Origin of the sequence: Streptomyces sp. NPDC096132, assembly GCF_044763345.1 — a bacterium.
Taxonomy (GTDB): Bacteria; Actinomycetota; Actinomycetes; order Streptomycetales; family Streptomycetaceae; genus Streptomyces.
Window position 1 is genome coordinate 218,771 of sequence record NZ_JBIWGA010000010.1, and the last position, 14,860, is coordinate 233,630.

A 14,860-nucleotide genomic window follows, 5' to 3' on the forward strand; every position below is an offset into this window, starting at 1 on the left:
GTCGACCAGGCTCACCGGTCGAATCGGAACGGTCGCAGTGCCTGCGGCCGGTCGCCGGTGCGGATGTACCGGGCGAGTTGGTGGCCGGTGGCCGGGCCGAGGGTGACGCCGAGCATGCCGTGGCCGGTCGCCGCGTAGGCGTTGTCGTGGCCGGGGACGCGGTCGATGACGGGAAGTCCGTCGGGGAGGAAGGGGCGTCCGCCCACCCATGGGTCGCGGATCAGGGCGACCAGGTCGTCGGGGTCGTCGAACCAGTTGCCGAGGTAGTGCCGGCTGGCGAGGGCGACCGCGACGATCCGGCGCCAGTCGAGCCGGTTGTTGTTCCCGCTGAGTTCCATCGTGCCGCCGACGCGGGTGGTCGCGCCGATGGGTGAGGCGACGGCCCGGCGCTCGCCGAAGTAGAGGGTGTGGCGGGGTGCCGGGTCGAGGTCGACGGAGAAGCTGTAGCCCTTGCCCGCCTGGAGCGGCAGCGGTCGGCCGAGTTGGTCGAGCAGGGCTGGGGAGCGGGTACCGGCGGCGATGACGACGGCTCGGCAGGGGATGTCGCCCTGGCCGGTGGTCAGCGCCGTCACCCGTCCCGCGGCGGCCGTGCGGAATCCGGTGACCCGCGTGTGCTCGTGGACCTTCACCCCGGAGGCGGACAGCGCCCGGCCCAGCCCGCGGGCGAACGCTTCCGGGTCGACCACGCCCTCGCCCTCGACGAGATACGCGGCCCGCACCCCGGGCGCGAGGGCGTGGTCCAGCAGGCGCGCTTCGTCGCCGGTGGTCACGTCGTCGGGCAGCCGGTAGCGGCCGTCGGCCATCTCCCGCTGGACGGCGAGGTGATGGCGGGCCTCGGCCGCCGACAGGAAGGCGTGCACCATGCCCGGACGAGTCAGCGTGGTCTCCACGCCTGCCTCGCGCATTCCGTCGAAGAGGTCGAAGGTGTCGCGGTTCAGCTCGGCGATGGCCGCGTACCCGCGCCGGAACGCGGTCGGCGTACTGCTGCGCCAGAACCGCCACAGCCACCGTACGAACGCCGGGTCCGGCAGCGGCCGCAGATACAGCGGCGAGTCGGGGCGGCCCAGCGAGCGCAGCGCGTAGCGCACCACGCCCGGTGCCGGAACAGGGGTGGAGTGGCTGAGGCAGACCCAGCCCGCGTTGCCCCGCGACGCGCCGGAGCCCAGCTCCCCGCGCTCCAGCACTTCGACCGGCAGCCCGGCTGCCGCCAGGTAGTACGCCGTGCACAGCCCGACCACACCGCCGCCGACCACCACGACGGGCCCCGTCATGCCCCGCTCCCGTAGGCGGTGAGGAAGGCGCGGGTCCGGGCGTGGGAGGGGTGGTCGAGGACGTCGGCCGCGGCGCCCTCCTCCACGATCCGGCCTCCGTCGACGAAGACGACATGGTCGGACACCTCGCGGGCGAACGGCAGTTCATGGGTGACCAGCAGCATCGTCATGCCCTCGGCGGCCAGTTCCCGCATCACGCTCAGCACCTCGCGGGTCGCCTCCGGGTCCAGGGAGGAGGTCGGCTCGTCGAACAGCAGGACCTCCGGCTTCAGCGCCAGCGCGCGGGCGATGGCGACCCGCTGCTGCTCACCGCCGGACAGCTGCTCGGGCTGGGCCAGGGCCCGGTGGGCCACGCCGACCCGGCGCAGCAGCGCCACGGCCCGCTCCAGCGCCTCCGGTTCCGGGATGCCGGCCTTGCGCTGGGCGAGGACGACGTTCTCCACGGCCGTCAGATGCGGGAAGAGGTGGAACTTCTGGAAGACCATGCCGACCGTGCGGCGCAGCCGCGGCAGATCGCGGCAGACGGTCCGGCCCTGGCTGTGGACCACCTCGCCGGCCACCTCGACCGTGCCGCCGTCGGGTTTCTCCAGCAGGTTGACGCAGCGCATCAGGGTCGTCTTGCCGCCGCCGCTCTGCCCGATGACGCAGACGATCCGGCCACGGCCGACCTCCAGGTCCACGTCGTCGAGGACGAGCCTGCCGTCGAAGGACTTGCGCAGCCCCTGGATCCGTACGACCGCCTCGGTGGCGGCCCCATCAAGGTCGTGTGGGTGGTGACGGGCTCGGTCATACCGCCGTCTCCTCTCGTACGACCCGTACGGCGGTGGCGTCCAGGTCGGCCGCGAGCAGCACCCGTGCCGCGCGCACGCGGCGCCGCCGCCACGGGGACAGCGGGACGCCGGCGCGCACCTTTCGCTCCAGCAGGAGCTGGGAGAGCGGTTGACGCCCTCTCCTGCCCGAAGGCAGGAGATTCCGGTCCGTACCGCTACGCGGTACCGCCTCGGGTTCCTGTTTCACGGGCCACTGCCGACCGGTGAGGGTCGGTCTTACACGGCCTCCGCAGGCCTGACTTCCCGCCCGTCCGGCGGTAGGTCCGACAACTCCGTCGTCGGACAAGGCGATCTTAGCCATGCCTCCACGCCCCTCCGGGCCGCTACGGGCAGGATGCCCTACACCTCCACCCTGAAGGGTGGAGCACTGGGCACGTGTTCGATCGCAGCGTGGAAGATCTCGGACAGCTAGGCGGCGTAGAACACGATCAGCGACAGACATCCCGCGCTGAACACGTCCAGCCGGATGCCCGCGGAGGCCAGACCGAAGTAGGTCAGGAAGATGATGGCCAGCAGCGGGACGTTCTTGAACACCTCGGTGTAGACCGCGGCCACGGCCCGCAGCGGCCATGCCCTGCTCAGCCGCAGCAGCGCGACGGCCAGGCCGAGGAGCACGGCGCCGACGAAACTGACCGCGGTGTACGAGACCGTACGGCCGAGCGCGTCGACGAGGTCGCCGCGGTAGTCGGACCAGGGAACCTGGAAAGGACCCGACGCGGACACGTGGAGAAGACCGGACATGTCAGCCCCTCACTGTCCGATGGACGGCGGGTTCCAGCCGGCCGGCCGGTCCACTCCGCGTCGTGCGGTGGCGACGTCCGCGGCCGGCTTCAGGAACTGCTCGGGGTCGCCGCCGTACTTCTTCACGAGCTTGGTCATCTCGCCGTTGGTGTACATGGCGTCGATCTCCCGGGAGATCGCCTGCTCCAGCTTGGTGGCCTTCCTGGGCAGGTAGAAGCCGGTCTGGTAGGGCTGGAAGTACGCGTAGGCGGGCTGCCGCTCGACCTCGGCGGCGGTCGGCGGGGTCAGGTACTCGGTGGTGATCTTCAGGTCGGGGCGCTGCTTCTGTGCCGCGATGATGAGCAGCGGGTCGAGGAAGCCGACGTCGACACGGCCCGCGCCGAGGTCGTCGAAGACCCCGTTGGCGTCGGGGTAGGCGTGCAGCTTCGCCTTCGGCACCGCCTGGATCGACTTGACCCACACATAGCCCTCGACCGTGCCCAGGTCCAGGCCGCTGAGGTCGGCGACCGTCTGGTACGTCCTGCCGTCGCGGACGGCCATCGCGGGCGGCGAGTAGTACGGCGGGTCGGTGAACAGTCCCTGCTTCTGCCGGTCGGCGGACCAGGCGACACCGCCGACGGTGATGTCGACGCGGTGCGACTGCACGCCGGCGAGCATGCCGGCGAAGTCGGTGACCTGCGGCCGTATCTCCAGGCCCAGCTTCTTGGCGACATACGTGAGGATGTCGCCGTCCAGGCCGACGATCCTGCCGTCCTGGACCGAGGTGTAGGGCGCGTACGGCTGGATGGCCACCTTGAGGACACCTGGTGTGAGCGTGCCCAGCGCGGCGGTCTTCGCCGACACCTTCGTGGGGGCGTCGTCACCGCCGGAACCACAGGCGGCCGTCAGTGACATCAGGACTGTCGCCGCCAGGGCGACGGCGAGGGGGCGGACACGGAACATGGGCTGAGCCCTTCCGTCGCGGGGCGGGGTGGATTGGGCCCATACGCTAGGGATCACCCCGCGCCGCGTCACTGTTCACTCCGTACGAATGTCTGGCCGAAATGGTGCGCTGCCCTGTACGGTCCGTCCATCCCAGTCACGCCCCTGACGGGAGGACCGACCGTGCTGAGCCCCTCGCTCGCCCAGGAGATCGCCGGGGACACCTCCGCCGTCATCGGCTACAACGTGCTCATCACCGACGCCGAGGCCATGGTCATCGGCAGTGGCGACCGCAGCCGCGTCGGCACCTTCCACGAGGCGTCCGTCGAGGTCATGCGCACCAAGGAAGCCGCCACGCACAACGCCTCGCAGGCCCAGGCGCTGCGCGGGGTGCGGCCCGGCGTCACCCTGCCGCTGGTCGCGGGCGGACAGGCGGTCGGGACCGTGGGCATCACCGGCACCCCCGCCCAGGTGCGACGCTTCGGACTGCTCGTCAGACGCCAGACCGAGATCCTCCTGAGGGAATCGGTCATGCTCCGCTCCCGGCTGCTCGCCGAGCGCGCCGCCGAGAAGCTCCTGGCCGACCTCGCCTCCTACGATCCCCAGGTCATCGAGGCCGACAGTCTCGTCTTCCGGGCCGCCGATCTCGGCTTCGACCTGCGCCTGCGCCGGATCGCGGTGGCCTTCGAGGTGACCGCGCCGCCCCGCGCCCCGCACCGGGACGTCGGTCTGGTCCGCTCCGAGATCCTGCGCACGGTCCGCGAGGTCTTCGCCGACCCGCAGGACATCGTCGCCGCCACCGCCCCCGGCCGGGTCGGCGTCCTGCACCGGCTCACCGCCCGTCGGCCGGTGGACTCCGTCTCCCACGACTGCCGCCGGGTCGTCGACGCCATCGCCGCCCAGGACGGTCTCGCCGCCCGCGCGGGCATCGGTGAGCCCGCCTCCACCGTCGACGCCCTGCACCACTCCTACCGGGACGCCGGCGAGGCACTCCGCCTCGGAGCGCGCCGCCCCGGCGGCGCACTCGTCCACCCCATCGGCGACCTGCGGGTCCATCAACTCCTCACCGCGCTCGGCCAGCCCGCCCGCACCCGGCTCCTCGACTCCACCACCGCCCGACTGCGTGCCCAGCCGGACTGGCCCACCCTGCGCGACACGATCACCGCGTGGTGCGAGAGCGGCTACAACCTGGTCGGCACCGCGGCCGCCCTGCACATCCACCGCAACACGGTCGTCTACCGCATGCACAAGATCGAGCAGCTCACCGGCCGCCCCCTGCGCGACCACCACACCACGATCGCCCTCTACCTCGCCTGCCTCACCGACCACCTGACAGCCCCGGCGGACTGACGAACGCCCCGCTCGCCTCCCCCCTCTTCCCGCGGTCCGGTCAGCCGACGGTGAAGTCCACCGCCTTGGTGTTCAGGGTGGTGGTGCCGTCCTCGGCGGTGGCGAGCACCGCGACATGCCAGGAACCGCGCGGGGACGAAGCGGCGTCGGCGGAGGTCACCGCCACCGTGTACACGCACCGCGCGGCGTCCGCACCGGCAGGCTTGCAGCGGGCCGACTCCGCCGCGGTCATCTCCTCGGCGGTCGGCTGCTTCGTGGCGAGCCCGGACTTCTCCGGCCAGGCCAGCACCTTGACGCTCTTGACGCCGGACGACGCCGTGACCTCGGTGGAGAAACCGAACGAGCCGTCCCGGGCGCCCTCCGGGGCGGTGTAGCGCGCGGTGCTGTCCGCCAGCGCGGGAGCCTGGTCCCCGGCATGGGCGAGCGCGAAGGCTCCGGCGCCCGCGAGGACGACGGCACCGGCGGCGGCGGACAGGACGATACGACGGGACATGGCGAGTTCTCCGTAACTGGCTCGAACGATCTCGGCTGACGACACCCGGCGCTCTCGTTCGCGCCGTTGCACCGATGCTCGCAACACGCGGGCATCCCGGACCTGAGTACGGACACTCAACTCGGCCTGGGTGATCGGGCCGGGACACCCGGCGGATGTGCACCCGCGACCCTGTCGGGGCTACTGCGGTGTGTCGTCGCCGTCGAGGTATTCCGCCAGTGCCGCCGCGGCGGCCGTGAGGTCCGTGTGGATGGTCCGCTCGTGGACCGTCAGGTCCTGTTGCCTGCCGACGACCGACACCGCGGCTCTGATGCGTCCGGCGGTGTCACGCACGGGTATGGCGTACTCGGTGACGCCGTGTTCGAACTCACCGTGTGCCGCGACGACACCCCGCAGCCGGTCGCGATCGTTGGCGGCGGCGACCTCCCCTGCGGAGTGGGCCGCGTTGGGGCCTCCGACGCCGATCAGCTCGTAGTCGTCGAGCAGGGCGGTGATGTCCTCTGCGGTGTGGTCGAGGAGGAGCGCGCGGCCGGCGCCGGTGCACCAGCACGGGGTGACGAGACTCGCTCCCCCCTGCCACTGGGCGAAGCCCGCGGCGGACTCGGCGCGCAGCAGCCGGACCTGGACGCCGTCGCGGACGGAGAGCCGGGCGCCGGCACCGTGCTCGACGGCCAGACGGCGCAGGAGCGGACGGCTGCGGCTCAGCAGACCGGGGTGCAGGGACGCTGCCGTGGCGAAGAAGGCGTGGCCGGCCCGGAGCGTCGAGTCGTCGCGGCGTTCCAGGAAGCCCTTGTCGCACAGGTCCTGGGTGGTGCGTGACGCTTTGCTGCGCTCGACGCCGATCTCGTCCGCGAGCCGGCTGACGTTGAAGCCGCTCCGGCCGGAGGCTTCACGGTCCAGGACCGTGTTGACCATCCGCAGGGCCGTGCGCAGTGAGGCCGCGGTTCCCAGGTCCGGCCGACGGGGTGCGGGGCCGTTCGTCGTCACCTCCTCACTATAGGCGAGCCGCTGATCAGGGGGCCGAGGCGGCGAAGGCAGGACGGGCGGCAGGCGGACAGTGCGGATCGGCAGCCCCCACGGCCGTTTCGGCATGGCCGCACTGCCCTGCCCGCGCCCGACGCTGGGGGTGGCCGGGCCGCCAGGTGGGCGGCGCCGCCGGAGAAGGAGGACCGGATGACCCGATACGATCTCGCGCTCATCGGATTCGGCGGCGTGAACCGTGCGCTCGCCGAGCTGATCGCCGACCGAAAGGACACGCTGGAGGCCGAACTCGGCTTCGCGCTGCGGGTGGTGGCCATCACCGACCTGCGGGCGGGATCGCTGGTCCGCACGGAGGGGGACGGCATCGACCTGGTGCCGCTGCTCGCCGTCGCCCCGGGGGAACTGGACTTCTCCGCGATGGACGGCGGTGACGCGGACCCCCGTAACGAGTGGGTGATCCGTGAGGTCCCCGCCGACATGGTGGCCGAGGCGACCTTCACCAACCCCACCGACGGCGAGCCCGCCCTGTCGCACGTGCGGTGGGCGATCGAGGCCGGCAAGCACGTGTGCACCACCAACAAGGGGCCGGTCGCCCTGCACGGCCGTACCCTGCGGGAGCTGGCGCGGCAGCACGGTGTGTGCTTCGAGTTCGAGGGCACGGTGATGTCGGGCACGCCGGTGCTGCGCACCGCCCGCCGGATGTTCGGCGGACTGGCCGTGACCGGCTTCGAGGGCGTCCTGAACGGCACCTCCAACTATGTCCTCGGCCGCCTGGAGTCGGGCCTGTCCTTCGAGGACGCCGTCGCCGAGGCCCAGTCCCTGGGGTACGCGGAGGCAGATCCGACCGCCGACATCGAGGGCTACGACGTCCAGCTCAAGGTCATGATCCTCGCGAACGAGGTGCTGGGGGCGAGCCTGACCCGCGCGGATGTGCCCTGCACCGGCATCTCCGCGCTCACCGCCGAGGACGTCCGGCGGGCCGCGGCCGAGGGGCTGCGCTGGAAGCTGGTCGGCTCCGCGGTCCGGCGTCCGGGCGGCACCGTCGAGGCCCGGGTCGCGCCGGTCGCGCTGCCCGCCGAGCACCCCCTTGCCGGGGTCACCGGACCCGTCAACGCCGTCGCCTTCCACACCGACCTGCTGGGCACCGTCACGGTCGGCGGCCCCGGCGCCGGGCGCACGGAGACGGCGTACGCCCTGCTGTCGGATGTCCTCGGCATCCACGAACAGAGCGCGGTCGTCAACGCCAAGATTCTTCAGGAGGCCCACCGTGGCTGACACCGTCCTGAGCACCGGCCTGCCCTCGCCCGCACAGGTCGGCGACGGCATGGCGCCCGTGCGCAACCCCTATACCGGCGAGACCATCGGCTCCGTCTGCCTCACCCCGGCCACGGCCGTGGACGACGTGCTGCGGCGGGCCCGTGCCGGGAGGGAGACGGCCCGTCTGCTCTCCCGCGCCGCCCGTGCGGCCGTGCTGGACGGCGCGGCCCGGCTGATCGAGGAGCGTGCCGAGTCGTTCGCCCGGCTGATCGTCGCCGAGGCGGGCAAGACGCTGGTCCAGGCCCGCAAGGAGACCGGCCGCGCGGTCAACACCCTGCGGCTGTCGGCCGCCGAGGCCCGCCGCAACGCGGGCGAGGTGGTGCCGTTCGACGCGTACGCGGGATCGGAGGGCCGGACGGGCTGGTTCACCCGCGAGCCGCTGGGCGTCATCGCGGCCGTCACGCCGTACAACGACCCGCTCAACCTGGTCGCGCACAAGCTCGGCCCGGCGATCGCGGGCGGGAACGCGGTCGTCCTCAAACCGTCCCTGCTCACCCCCCTGTCCGCGTTGCGGCTGGTCGACACCCTGGTGGAGGCCGGGCTGCCGGAGGAGGTGGTGACCGTGGTCAACGGCGGCGCCGAGCTGGGCGCGGCCGTGGTGGTGGCGCCGGACGTGCGGATGGTGTCCTTCACCGGCGGGTTCCGCACCGGTGAGGCCATCGCCCGTACGGCGGGCCTGAAGAAACTCGCGATGGATCTGGGCGGCAACGCCCCCGTCCTGGTGCTCGCGGACGCCGACCTCGACTCGGCCGTTCAGGCGTGCGTCTCCGGGGCCTTCTGGGCGGCCGGGCAGAACTGCATCGGCACCCAGCGGATCCTGGTCGAGCGCGAGGTGTACGGCGCGTTCCGGGACGCCTTCGTCGAGCGGACGCGGCAGTTGCGGGCCGGGGACCCGGCGGACGTGCGCACCGACGTCGGCCCGATGATCAGCGAGGAGGCGGCCGCCGCCGCCGAGGCCACGGTCGCGGCCGCGCTCGCCGAGGGCGCCCGGCTGCTGTGCGGGCACGAGCGGGACGGCGGTCTGTACGCGCCGACCGTGCTGGAGGACGTGCCGGGCACGTCGGCCGTCTGGCGTCAGGAGGCGTTCGCGCCGGTCGTCGTGCTCCAGCCCGTCGACTCCTTCGAGGAGGCCGTCGAGCGGGCCAACGAGATCGACTTCAGCCTGCACGCGGGTGTCTTCACGGGCTCGCTGGACCGGGCGATGGCCGCCGCACGGCTGCTGGAGGCCGGTGGCGTGATGGTCAACGACTCCTCCGACTACCGCTTCGACGCGATGCCGTTCGGCGGCTTCAAGTACGGCAGCATGGGCCGCGAGGGCGTTCGCTTCGCCTACGAGGAGATGACCCAGCCGAAGGTGGTCTGCCTCAACAGGGAGTCGGCGTAAGCGAGTTCGCCGTCGTCGGCGTGACGCTCGCCGTCACGGACTGCTGGACCGCGAAACCGCGCCGCGCCTCATGGCTGCCGTGGCCGGCTGACGACCCGGGACAGTGCCAGCGCCGTCACCGTGTCCCGTACACCGGGCATCTGGGCGATCTGCTCCCAGATGCCCTGTACGCGTTCCAGGGTGGCCGCCTCCACGCTGACCAGCAGGTCGAACTGGCCGCTGAGGACATCGCAGGAGACCACCTCGGGGATGCGTTTGAGGGCGGCGAGGACGTCTCCGCCGCGCATCCGGTCCTCGCGGTAGACCAGGACGTGCGCGGCCACCACGGCGTGGTCCGGCCCGTGGGACGGGCGGACGATCGTGTAGCCGCCGATGTGCCCCTGCCGCTCCAGGCGTTCCACACGCTGGCGCACGGCGTTGCGGGACAGCCGTACCCGCTGGCCCAGTTCGGCGTGCGAGATCCGGGCGTTGCGGGTGAGTTCGGTGATGATCTGCTCGTCGATGGCGTCCATGGCGCTGTGCCTGTCTCCTCACGGGTCTCCGGACGGGCGAAAGCTCCGGCGGCCGGGTCGGACGGCCGCCGGAGCTGGTGGTGCGGCGGAGGTTCAGTCGGCGTGGTGCAGGGCGAAGACACGGGCCGGGAAGCCCGAACCGCCCTGCGGCTTGGGCCAGGTGGCGACGATCAGTGCGCCCGCTTCCGGTACCCGGTCGAGGTCGGCCATCAGCTCGATCTGCCAGCGGTCCCGTTCCAGGACATAGCTCTCCAGGCTGAAGTCGCCCGCCGAGGTGGCCAGTCCGGGGTCGGTGTCGGTCTGCTCGTGCCCGATCGCGGTGACGCCGGCCTCCTCGAAGAGGTACGTCAGGACCTCGGCGGACCAGCCCGGGTAGTGGCTGACTCCCCCCGCGTCCTTGTTGGCCATGGCGGCCGGGTCGGGCCAGCGGCGGCCCCAGCCGGTGCGCAGCGCGACGAACGCCCCTTCCGGGACACGGCCGTGGCGCGCCTCCCAGGCCGCGACGTCGGCCATCGTCGGTACGGCGTCCGGGTCGGCGTCGACGCGCTCGGTGATGTCGAGGACGACGAGCGGCAGGATCATCTCGTCGACGGGTATCTCGTCCAGGGGCCGGGCGCCGTCGACGAAGTGCACGGGCGGATCCACGTGGGTGCCCCACTGTCCGACGATCGTGTACAGGTGGACGTTGAAGCCGTCGCCGCGGGACATGTCGAAGGGCATCTCGCGCTTCTCGTCCGGGAAGGCCGGGAAGTGCGGCTGGCCGGGGTGGAAGGCGTGTGTGAGGTCGGTGCGGACCGTCTTGCCGACCAGTTCCCGGTGCAGGGCCCACAGGGGCGGTTCGGTGGCGGTCGACGGGGTGGCGGTGGACGGGGTGGCGGCCGGGTGCGGTGTCATGCGTGCTCGTCCTCTTTCTCTGCGGTGTTCGACGGAGCGATCAGGTCGGCGGGCGCCCGCCGACTCCTCGGGGCCGCCGTAGCCCCACCGCACATGGACGGCGGGGATCCCTTCGGCGGCGGCGCTCTCGATGTCGTAGGCGCGGTCGCCGACCATCAGCGGGCGGCTGACGTCGGCGCCGGCGGCCCGCAGCCGGGCGACGCACTCCCGGATCACCAGCCGCTTCGTCGTACGGCCGGCCTCGTCGGACACCCCGCAGACGGCGCTCAGGCGGGAGTCGAGGCCGAAGCGGCGGGCCATCAGCTCGGCCTGGTCCTGCACCTTGGAGGTGGCGATGCCCAGCGGCAGCCCGCGCGCGGCCAGGGTGTCGAGCAGTTCGGGTATCCCGTCGTACAGGGCCGCGGCCAGGGCGCCGCTACGGGCGTACTCGGCGCGGTAGGCGGCGAGGGCGGCCCGCGCGGCCGGCTCGGGGAGGCCGACGACCTCGCGGAAGGTGTCGTACATCGGCGGGCCGACGAAGCCGCGCAGGGTGGGCGCGTCGGGGACCGGGGCCCCGACCGCCCGCAGGGCCTCGGCGGCGCTGGCGGTCACGCCGGGGGCGGAGTCCACCAGGGTGCCGTCGAGATCGAGCAGGACGCAGGTGGGCGGCTTCACGCGACCGCCCCGGCGGCAGTACGGCGGCGGCCGTGCCGCAGCCAGTGGTACAGGTAGCAGCCCGCCACGAACGGGACGCCGAAGTACAGAGCCGTCGCCTGTGCCGGGTCCAGGGCGATGCCGACCAGCGAGGCGAGGCACAGGGCGAAGGCGAGGACGGGGACGACCGGGTAGAAGGGCGTGCGGTAGGGCAGGGTGCCCGGGTCGCCGCCCGCGCGGACGAAGGCCCGGCGGTGGAAGAACTGTGCGGCGACGATGGACATCCAGACACCGACGGCGGCGAATCCCGCGATCGACACCAGCACCAGGTAGACCGTCTCGGGCGCCGCGACGCTGCTCAGCAGGGAGGCGAGGCCGCCGAGCATGCTGAGCGCGAGCGCGGTCAGCGGGATGCCGCGGCGGCTGAGCCGGCGCAGTGCCTGCGGGGCCTGCTTCTCCTCCGCGAGCGAGAACAGCATCCGGGCGCAGGAGTACAGGCCGCTGTTGCCGGCCGACAGCAGCGCCGTGATGATCACGAAGTTCATGGCGTCGGCGGCGTAGGGGACACCGAGGGAGGAGAAGACGGTGACGAACGGGCTCTCGTCCAGGCCGACCTCGTCGTACGGGATGGTCGCGGCGATCACCGTGATGGCGCCGACGAAGAAGACCAGCAGGCGTACGACGGTGACGCGCAGCGCCTTGGGCACGGCCTCGGCCGGGTTCTCGGTCTCGCCGGCGGCGACACCGATCAGCTCGGAACCGGAGAAGGCGTAGAACGCGGCGAGCACGGTGACCAGGACGCCGGAGAAGCCGTTCGGGAAGAGGCCGTCGGGGGTGTCGAAGTTCTGCAGGAGGAAGGGGTGCGAGCCGCCGGAGGCCAGGGGGTGGAAGCCGAGCAGGGCGGCGCCGCCGAGGACGATGAGGGTGACCACGGCGATCACCTTGACCAGCGAGAACCAGTACTCGGTCTCGCCGAAGACGCGGGCCGAGAAGGCGTTCGCGCCGAAGACGACGGCGGCGAAGACCACGCACCAGACCCAGACGCTCACCCCGGGGAACCAGCGCTGCATCAGCAGCCCGCACGCGGTGAACTCCGAGCCGAGGGCGACGGCCCAGGTCAGCCAGTACAGCCACGCGGTGGCGAAGCCGGTGGCGGGGCCGATCGCGCGGGAGGCGTAGACGTGGAAGGCGCCCGAGACGGGGTAGGTGACGGCGAGTTCACCGAGGCAGGCCATCACCAGCCAGACGACGAACGCGCCGACCAGGTACGCGAGGACGGCGCCGAGGGGACCGGCCTGGGAGACGGTGAACCCGGAGCTGAGGAAGAGCCCGGAGCCGATGACACCACCCATCGCGATCATGACGAGATGGCGGGAGTGCATGGTGCGGCGCAGGCCGTCGCCGGGCGGCGGTGAAGCGCCGTCCCCGGTGGCGGCCGGAGGGTTCTCCGGGATGGCTGAGACGGACATGGCGGTCTCCTCTGCGGAGCGGGGCGGGGAGGGACGGGCGCGGGGGGTGATCGGCAGGGCATGGCTGCGGGGTGGGCCACTTTCGGCGGGTGAGGGGTGCGCGGGGGGTGGTCGCGCGCGGGAGGAGCGGGCGCCCGGTGCGGGCGACGGGCTCGGGGAAGCGAGGGGAGACGGCCGGCGGGGGCGGGGGTCAGGCCCGGGTGACGAGGTCCATGGGGGCGGAGAGTTCGATCACCGGGACCTCCCAGGGGTGGACGTCGACAAGGCGGGCGAGCAGCAGGCCCAGTTCGTCGTCGCCGGCCGTGGCGTCGATGTAGGTGGTCACCGCGAGCGTCGAGGAGAGGAAGCGTCCGCCGACCGAGCCGAGGGTGGGCCGGGCGCCGGTACGCACGGTGAAGCTCTCCACGCCTAGGGCCACCTCGAAGACATCGCCGTAGACGCCGAAGTCGCCGAGTTCGGGCGAGGTCTCCAGGACCCGCAGCAGCGGGGCGAAGGACTCGTCGGCGCGCAGGACGTCCAGGTCGCCCGCCGCGCATGCGGCCAGGGTCTGTGCCGGGACCGGCCAGTGCACCTTGATCGCGCGGACCGTGCGGCGCCGTAGGGGCTTGCGGTCCCGTGCGGTGGCGTCCGGCGTGATCGTCGTCATGGCCATGCGTCTTCCTCATCCCTCGGCGTTCGGCGGTGGCTGATACGAGGATGGTAGGCGTGCATTAAATACACGGCAAGATGCAGATGTTGCACATCCCATGATCTCTTGAGAGGTGGCGTTAGAGTGCACACCGGCAGGTCACGGGGACGACGCCCCGGCGGACGCAGGTGTCGGCACGGCGGAGGAGCGCGTGGACCCGAGCGTGAACTCAAGCGTGACGAAGGGCCTGGACGCCCTGTCGGCGCTCGCCCGCGTCACGGCCGGCGGCCGGCGGCACGGCTCCGCCGTCTCCGTTTCGGAGCTGGCCCGGCAGATGGGCCGCGACCGCAGCCAGCTGTCCCGCACGCTCACCGCCATGACCGCGGAGGAGTTCGTCGCCCGGGACGACGCCTCGAGCGGTGTCACCCCGCACTGGCGGCTCTACGCCGCGGCTCGCGACCTCACCGCGCACCGGCTGCGTACCGACGGGCTCACCGCCCTGGAGGGCATGGCCGCCGAGACCGGCGAAAGCTGTTACCTCGGCGTCCTGCACGGCGACACCACCGTGACCATCGCCGAACGGGTGCCGCCGGGCAGCCGCCAGCTCGGCTCCTGGATCGGCCGCCCCTTCCCGGCCTACTGCAGCGACTGCGGCCAGGCGCTGCTGAGCGACGCCGACGACGACGAGGTGAGCGCGGTGTTCGCTCGAACCGAGTTCGTCCGCCACGGCCCCAATACCCCCACCGGCCTGGACGACTTCCTGCGCCGGCTGGAACTGACCCGGCGGCGCGGATACTCCGTCGTCGACGAAGAGGCCGAGCCCGGCCTGTACTCGGTCGCCGTGCCGGTCCGCGACTTCACCGGCGAGGTCGTCGCCGCCGTACAGGTCGTCGGACCGCGACGGCGCCTGGAACCCAGGACGCGGGACTGCGCGGAGGCCGCCCTGCGCTGGGGCCGCCACTTGGAGACGGCCCTGCGCGGAGGCGGGAGGTGACACCGGCCTCACGGCAGGGAGTCCGTATGGCCTCGCCCCGAGTGACCGGCCAGGAGAAGTCCGGGCGTTCCACGGCGAAGCCCTGAGGGCCACCTCCGGGGGCGAGCCGCGCGAACCGACCGCCGCCCTGGTACGCCACGCCTGCAACGGCACATCGACCGGGGACTTTCCCCGGCGGCAAAGCGCCTCAAGCGATGTCGTGGACGTTGTGCTCGGTCAGGTCGGATGCGTGCCGGGCGACAGCGCGGTAGTCGGCATCGTCGTGGAGGACGGCCAGACCGTGGTGAGCCGCTGTAGCGGCGATGACCCGATGCCCGTCAGATCCTCCAGGGCGCCTTCGACCTCGGCCTCCGGCGCGCGTTCCGCCACCGAACGCGCTCAGGCCTCCGCCCCGCTCGGCACGGCCGACGGCCCGATCGACGGTGTTGCGCCGCTTTCACCG

Annotated in this window: 15 protein-coding genes and 1 pseudogene; 4 read left to right on the forward strand and 12 right to left on the reverse strand. The window is 72.4% G+C overall.

All coding sequences use genetic code 11. The features are described 5' to 3' along the window. Positions 1-11 precede the first annotated feature (11 nt). From ACIRF9_RS24585 to ACIRF9_RS24605, 5 genes are all read right to left on the reverse strand, one after another. Positions 12-1,271, reverse strand: coding sequence for an NAD(P)/FAD-dependent oxidoreductase (locus ACIRF9_RS24585; protein WP_403826028.1), 1,260 nt, complete (start codon positions 1,269-1,271; stop codon positions 12-14). Beyond that, the gene (locus ACIRF9_RS24590; protein ID WP_403826031.1) at positions 1,268-1,951 is read right to left on the reverse strand and encodes an amino acid ABC transporter ATP-binding protein; all 684 of its coding nucleotides are present in this window, start codon (positions 1,949-1,951) and stop codon (positions 1,268-1,270) included. Before ACIRF9_RS24590 ends, ACIRF9_RS24585 begins: the two co-directional genes overlap by 4 nt. Positions 1,952-2,057: 106 nt before the next feature. Further along, positions 2,058-2,180 (reverse strand): hypothetical protein, encoded by a 123-nt coding sequence (locus ACIRF9_RS24595; protein ID WP_403826033.1) that lies wholly within the window; start codon positions 2,178-2,180, stop codon positions 2,058-2,060. Positions 2,181-2,509: 329 nt separating this feature from the next. Further along, on the reverse strand, positions 2,510-2,842 hold the full coding sequence (locus ACIRF9_RS24600; protein WP_403826036.1) for an ABC transporter permease subunit: 333 nt from the start codon (positions 2,840-2,842) through the stop codon (positions 2,510-2,512). 9 nt (positions 2,843-2,851) lie between these two features. Continuing rightward, positions 2,852-3,784 carry a substrate-binding periplasmic protein gene (locus tag ACIRF9_RS24605; RefSeq protein ID WP_403826038.1) on the reverse strand — a complete coding sequence of 311 codons (933 nt, stop codon included), beginning with the start codon at positions 3,782-3,784 and terminating at the stop codon, positions 2,852-2,854. 162 nt (positions 3,785-3,946) lie between these two features. On the opposite strand from ACIRF9_RS24605, the gene ACIRF9_RS24610 reads away from it, so the two are divergent. After that, positions 3,947-5,113: a CdaR family transcriptional regulator gene (locus tag ACIRF9_RS24610; RefSeq protein WP_403826041.1), complete on the forward strand. Its 1,167-nt coding sequence runs from the start codon at positions 3,947-3,949 to the stop codon at positions 5,111-5,113. A 40-nt stretch (positions 5,114-5,153) separates the two neighbouring features. Here ACIRF9_RS24610 and ACIRF9_RS24615 read toward each other — a convergent pair whose 3' ends face one another. Both ACIRF9_RS24615 and ACIRF9_RS24620 read right to left on the reverse strand, forming a co-directional pair. Then, the gene (locus ACIRF9_RS24615) at positions 5,154-5,606 is read right to left on the reverse strand and encodes a DUF5707 domain-containing protein (RefSeq protein ID WP_403826044.1); all 453 of its coding nucleotides are present in this window, start codon (positions 5,604-5,606) and stop codon (positions 5,154-5,156) included. 180 nt (positions 5,607-5,786) lie between these two features. Then, positions 5,787-6,593, reverse strand: a complete 807-nt coding sequence (locus ACIRF9_RS24620) for an IclR family transcriptional regulator C-terminal domain-containing protein (protein ID WP_403826047.1) — start codon at positions 6,591-6,593, stop codon at positions 5,787-5,789. Between the two features lie 186 nt (positions 6,594-6,779). Between ACIRF9_RS24620 and ACIRF9_RS24625 the strand changes: the two genes are divergently transcribed. Both ACIRF9_RS24625 and ACIRF9_RS24630 read left to right on the forward strand, forming a co-directional pair. Then, positions 6,780-7,862, forward strand: coding sequence for a homoserine dehydrogenase (locus ACIRF9_RS24625; protein WP_403826050.1), 1,083 nt, complete (start codon positions 6,780-6,782; stop codon positions 7,860-7,862). After that, positions 7,855-9,288: an aldehyde dehydrogenase family protein gene (locus ACIRF9_RS24630; RefSeq protein ID WP_403826053.1), complete on the forward strand. Its 1,434-nt coding sequence runs from the start codon at positions 7,855-7,857 to the stop codon at positions 9,286-9,288. The genes ACIRF9_RS24625 and ACIRF9_RS24630 overlap by 8 nt, the downstream gene beginning before the upstream one ends. A 68-nt stretch (positions 9,289-9,356) precedes the next feature. Here the strand turns inward: ACIRF9_RS24630 and ACIRF9_RS24635 are convergent, their stop codons facing one another. The 4 genes from ACIRF9_RS24635 to ACIRF9_RS24650 form a co-directional block, all read right to left on the reverse strand. Next, positions 9,357-9,800, reverse strand: coding sequence for an Lrp/AsnC family transcriptional regulator (locus ACIRF9_RS24635; RefSeq protein ID WP_403826056.1), 444 nt, complete (start codon positions 9,798-9,800; stop codon positions 9,357-9,359). 93 nt (positions 9,801-9,893) lie between these two features. Continuing rightward, a complete protein-coding gene (locus tag ACIRF9_RS24640; protein ID WP_403826059.1) occupies positions 9,894-11,348 on the reverse strand; it encodes a cyclase family protein in 1,455 nt (484 codons plus the stop codon). Continuing rightward, positions 11,345-12,796 (reverse strand): amino acid permease, encoded by a 1,452-nt coding sequence (locus tag ACIRF9_RS24645; RefSeq protein ID WP_403826062.1) that lies wholly within the window; start codon positions 12,794-12,796, stop codon positions 11,345-11,347. Before ACIRF9_RS24645 ends, ACIRF9_RS24640 begins: the two co-directional genes overlap by 4 nt. A gap of 190 nt (positions 12,797-12,986) precedes the next feature. Further along, positions 12,987-13,442 (reverse strand): hypothetical protein, encoded by a 456-nt coding sequence (locus ACIRF9_RS24650; protein WP_403826065.1) that lies wholly within the window; start codon positions 13,440-13,442, stop codon positions 12,987-12,989. A 205-nt stretch (positions 13,443-13,647) separates the two neighbouring features. Here ACIRF9_RS24650 and ACIRF9_RS24655 point away from each other — a divergent pair, with 205 nt between their 5' ends. Then, a complete protein-coding gene (locus ACIRF9_RS24655; protein ID WP_403826068.1) occupies positions 13,648-14,418 on the forward strand; it encodes an IclR family transcriptional regulator in 771 nt (256 codons plus the stop codon). Between the two features lie 187 nt (positions 14,419-14,605). On the opposite strand, the pseudogene ACIRF9_RS24660 reads toward ACIRF9_RS24655, so the two are convergent. Further along, positions 14,606-14,725: pseudogene (locus tag ACIRF9_RS24660) on the reverse strand (VapC toxin family PIN domain ribonuclease); the annotation flags it as partial. Positions 14,726-14,860 lie beyond the last annotated feature (135 nt).

Excerpts from the sequence above, each read along its gene's own strand:
- ACIRF9_RS24585 (WP_403826028.1), bottom strand. The coding sequence starts at position 1,271 with ATGACGGGGCCCGTCGTGGTGGTCGGCGGCGGTGTGGTCGGGCTGTGC.
- ACIRF9_RS24600 (WP_403826036.1), bottom strand. The coding sequence starts at position 2,842 with ATGTCCGGTCTTCTCCACGTGTCCGCGTCGGGTCCTTTCCAGGTTCCC.
- ACIRF9_RS24605 (WP_403826038.1), bottom strand. The coding sequence starts at position 3,784 with ATGTTCCGTGTCCGCCCCCTCGCCGTCGCCCTGGCGGCGACAGTCCTG.
- ACIRF9_RS24615 (WP_403826044.1), bottom strand. The coding sequence starts at position 5,606 with ATGTCCCGTCGTATCGTCCTGTCCGCCGCCGCCGGTGCCGTCGTCCTC.
- ACIRF9_RS24625 (WP_403826050.1), top strand. The coding sequence starts at position 6,780 with ATGACCCGATACGATCTCGCGCTCATCGGATTCGGCGGCGTGAACCGT.
- ACIRF9_RS24635 (WP_403826056.1), bottom strand. The coding sequence starts at position 9,800 with ATGGACGCCATCGACGAGCAGATCATCACCGAACTCACCCGCAACGCC.
- ACIRF9_RS24645 (WP_403826062.1), bottom strand. The coding sequence starts at position 12,796 with ATGTCCGTCTCAGCCATCCCGGAGAACCCTCCGGCCGCCACCGGGGAC.
- ACIRF9_RS24650 (WP_403826065.1), bottom strand. The coding sequence starts at position 13,442 with ATGACGACGATCACGCCGGACGCCACCGCACGGGACCGCAAGCCCCTA.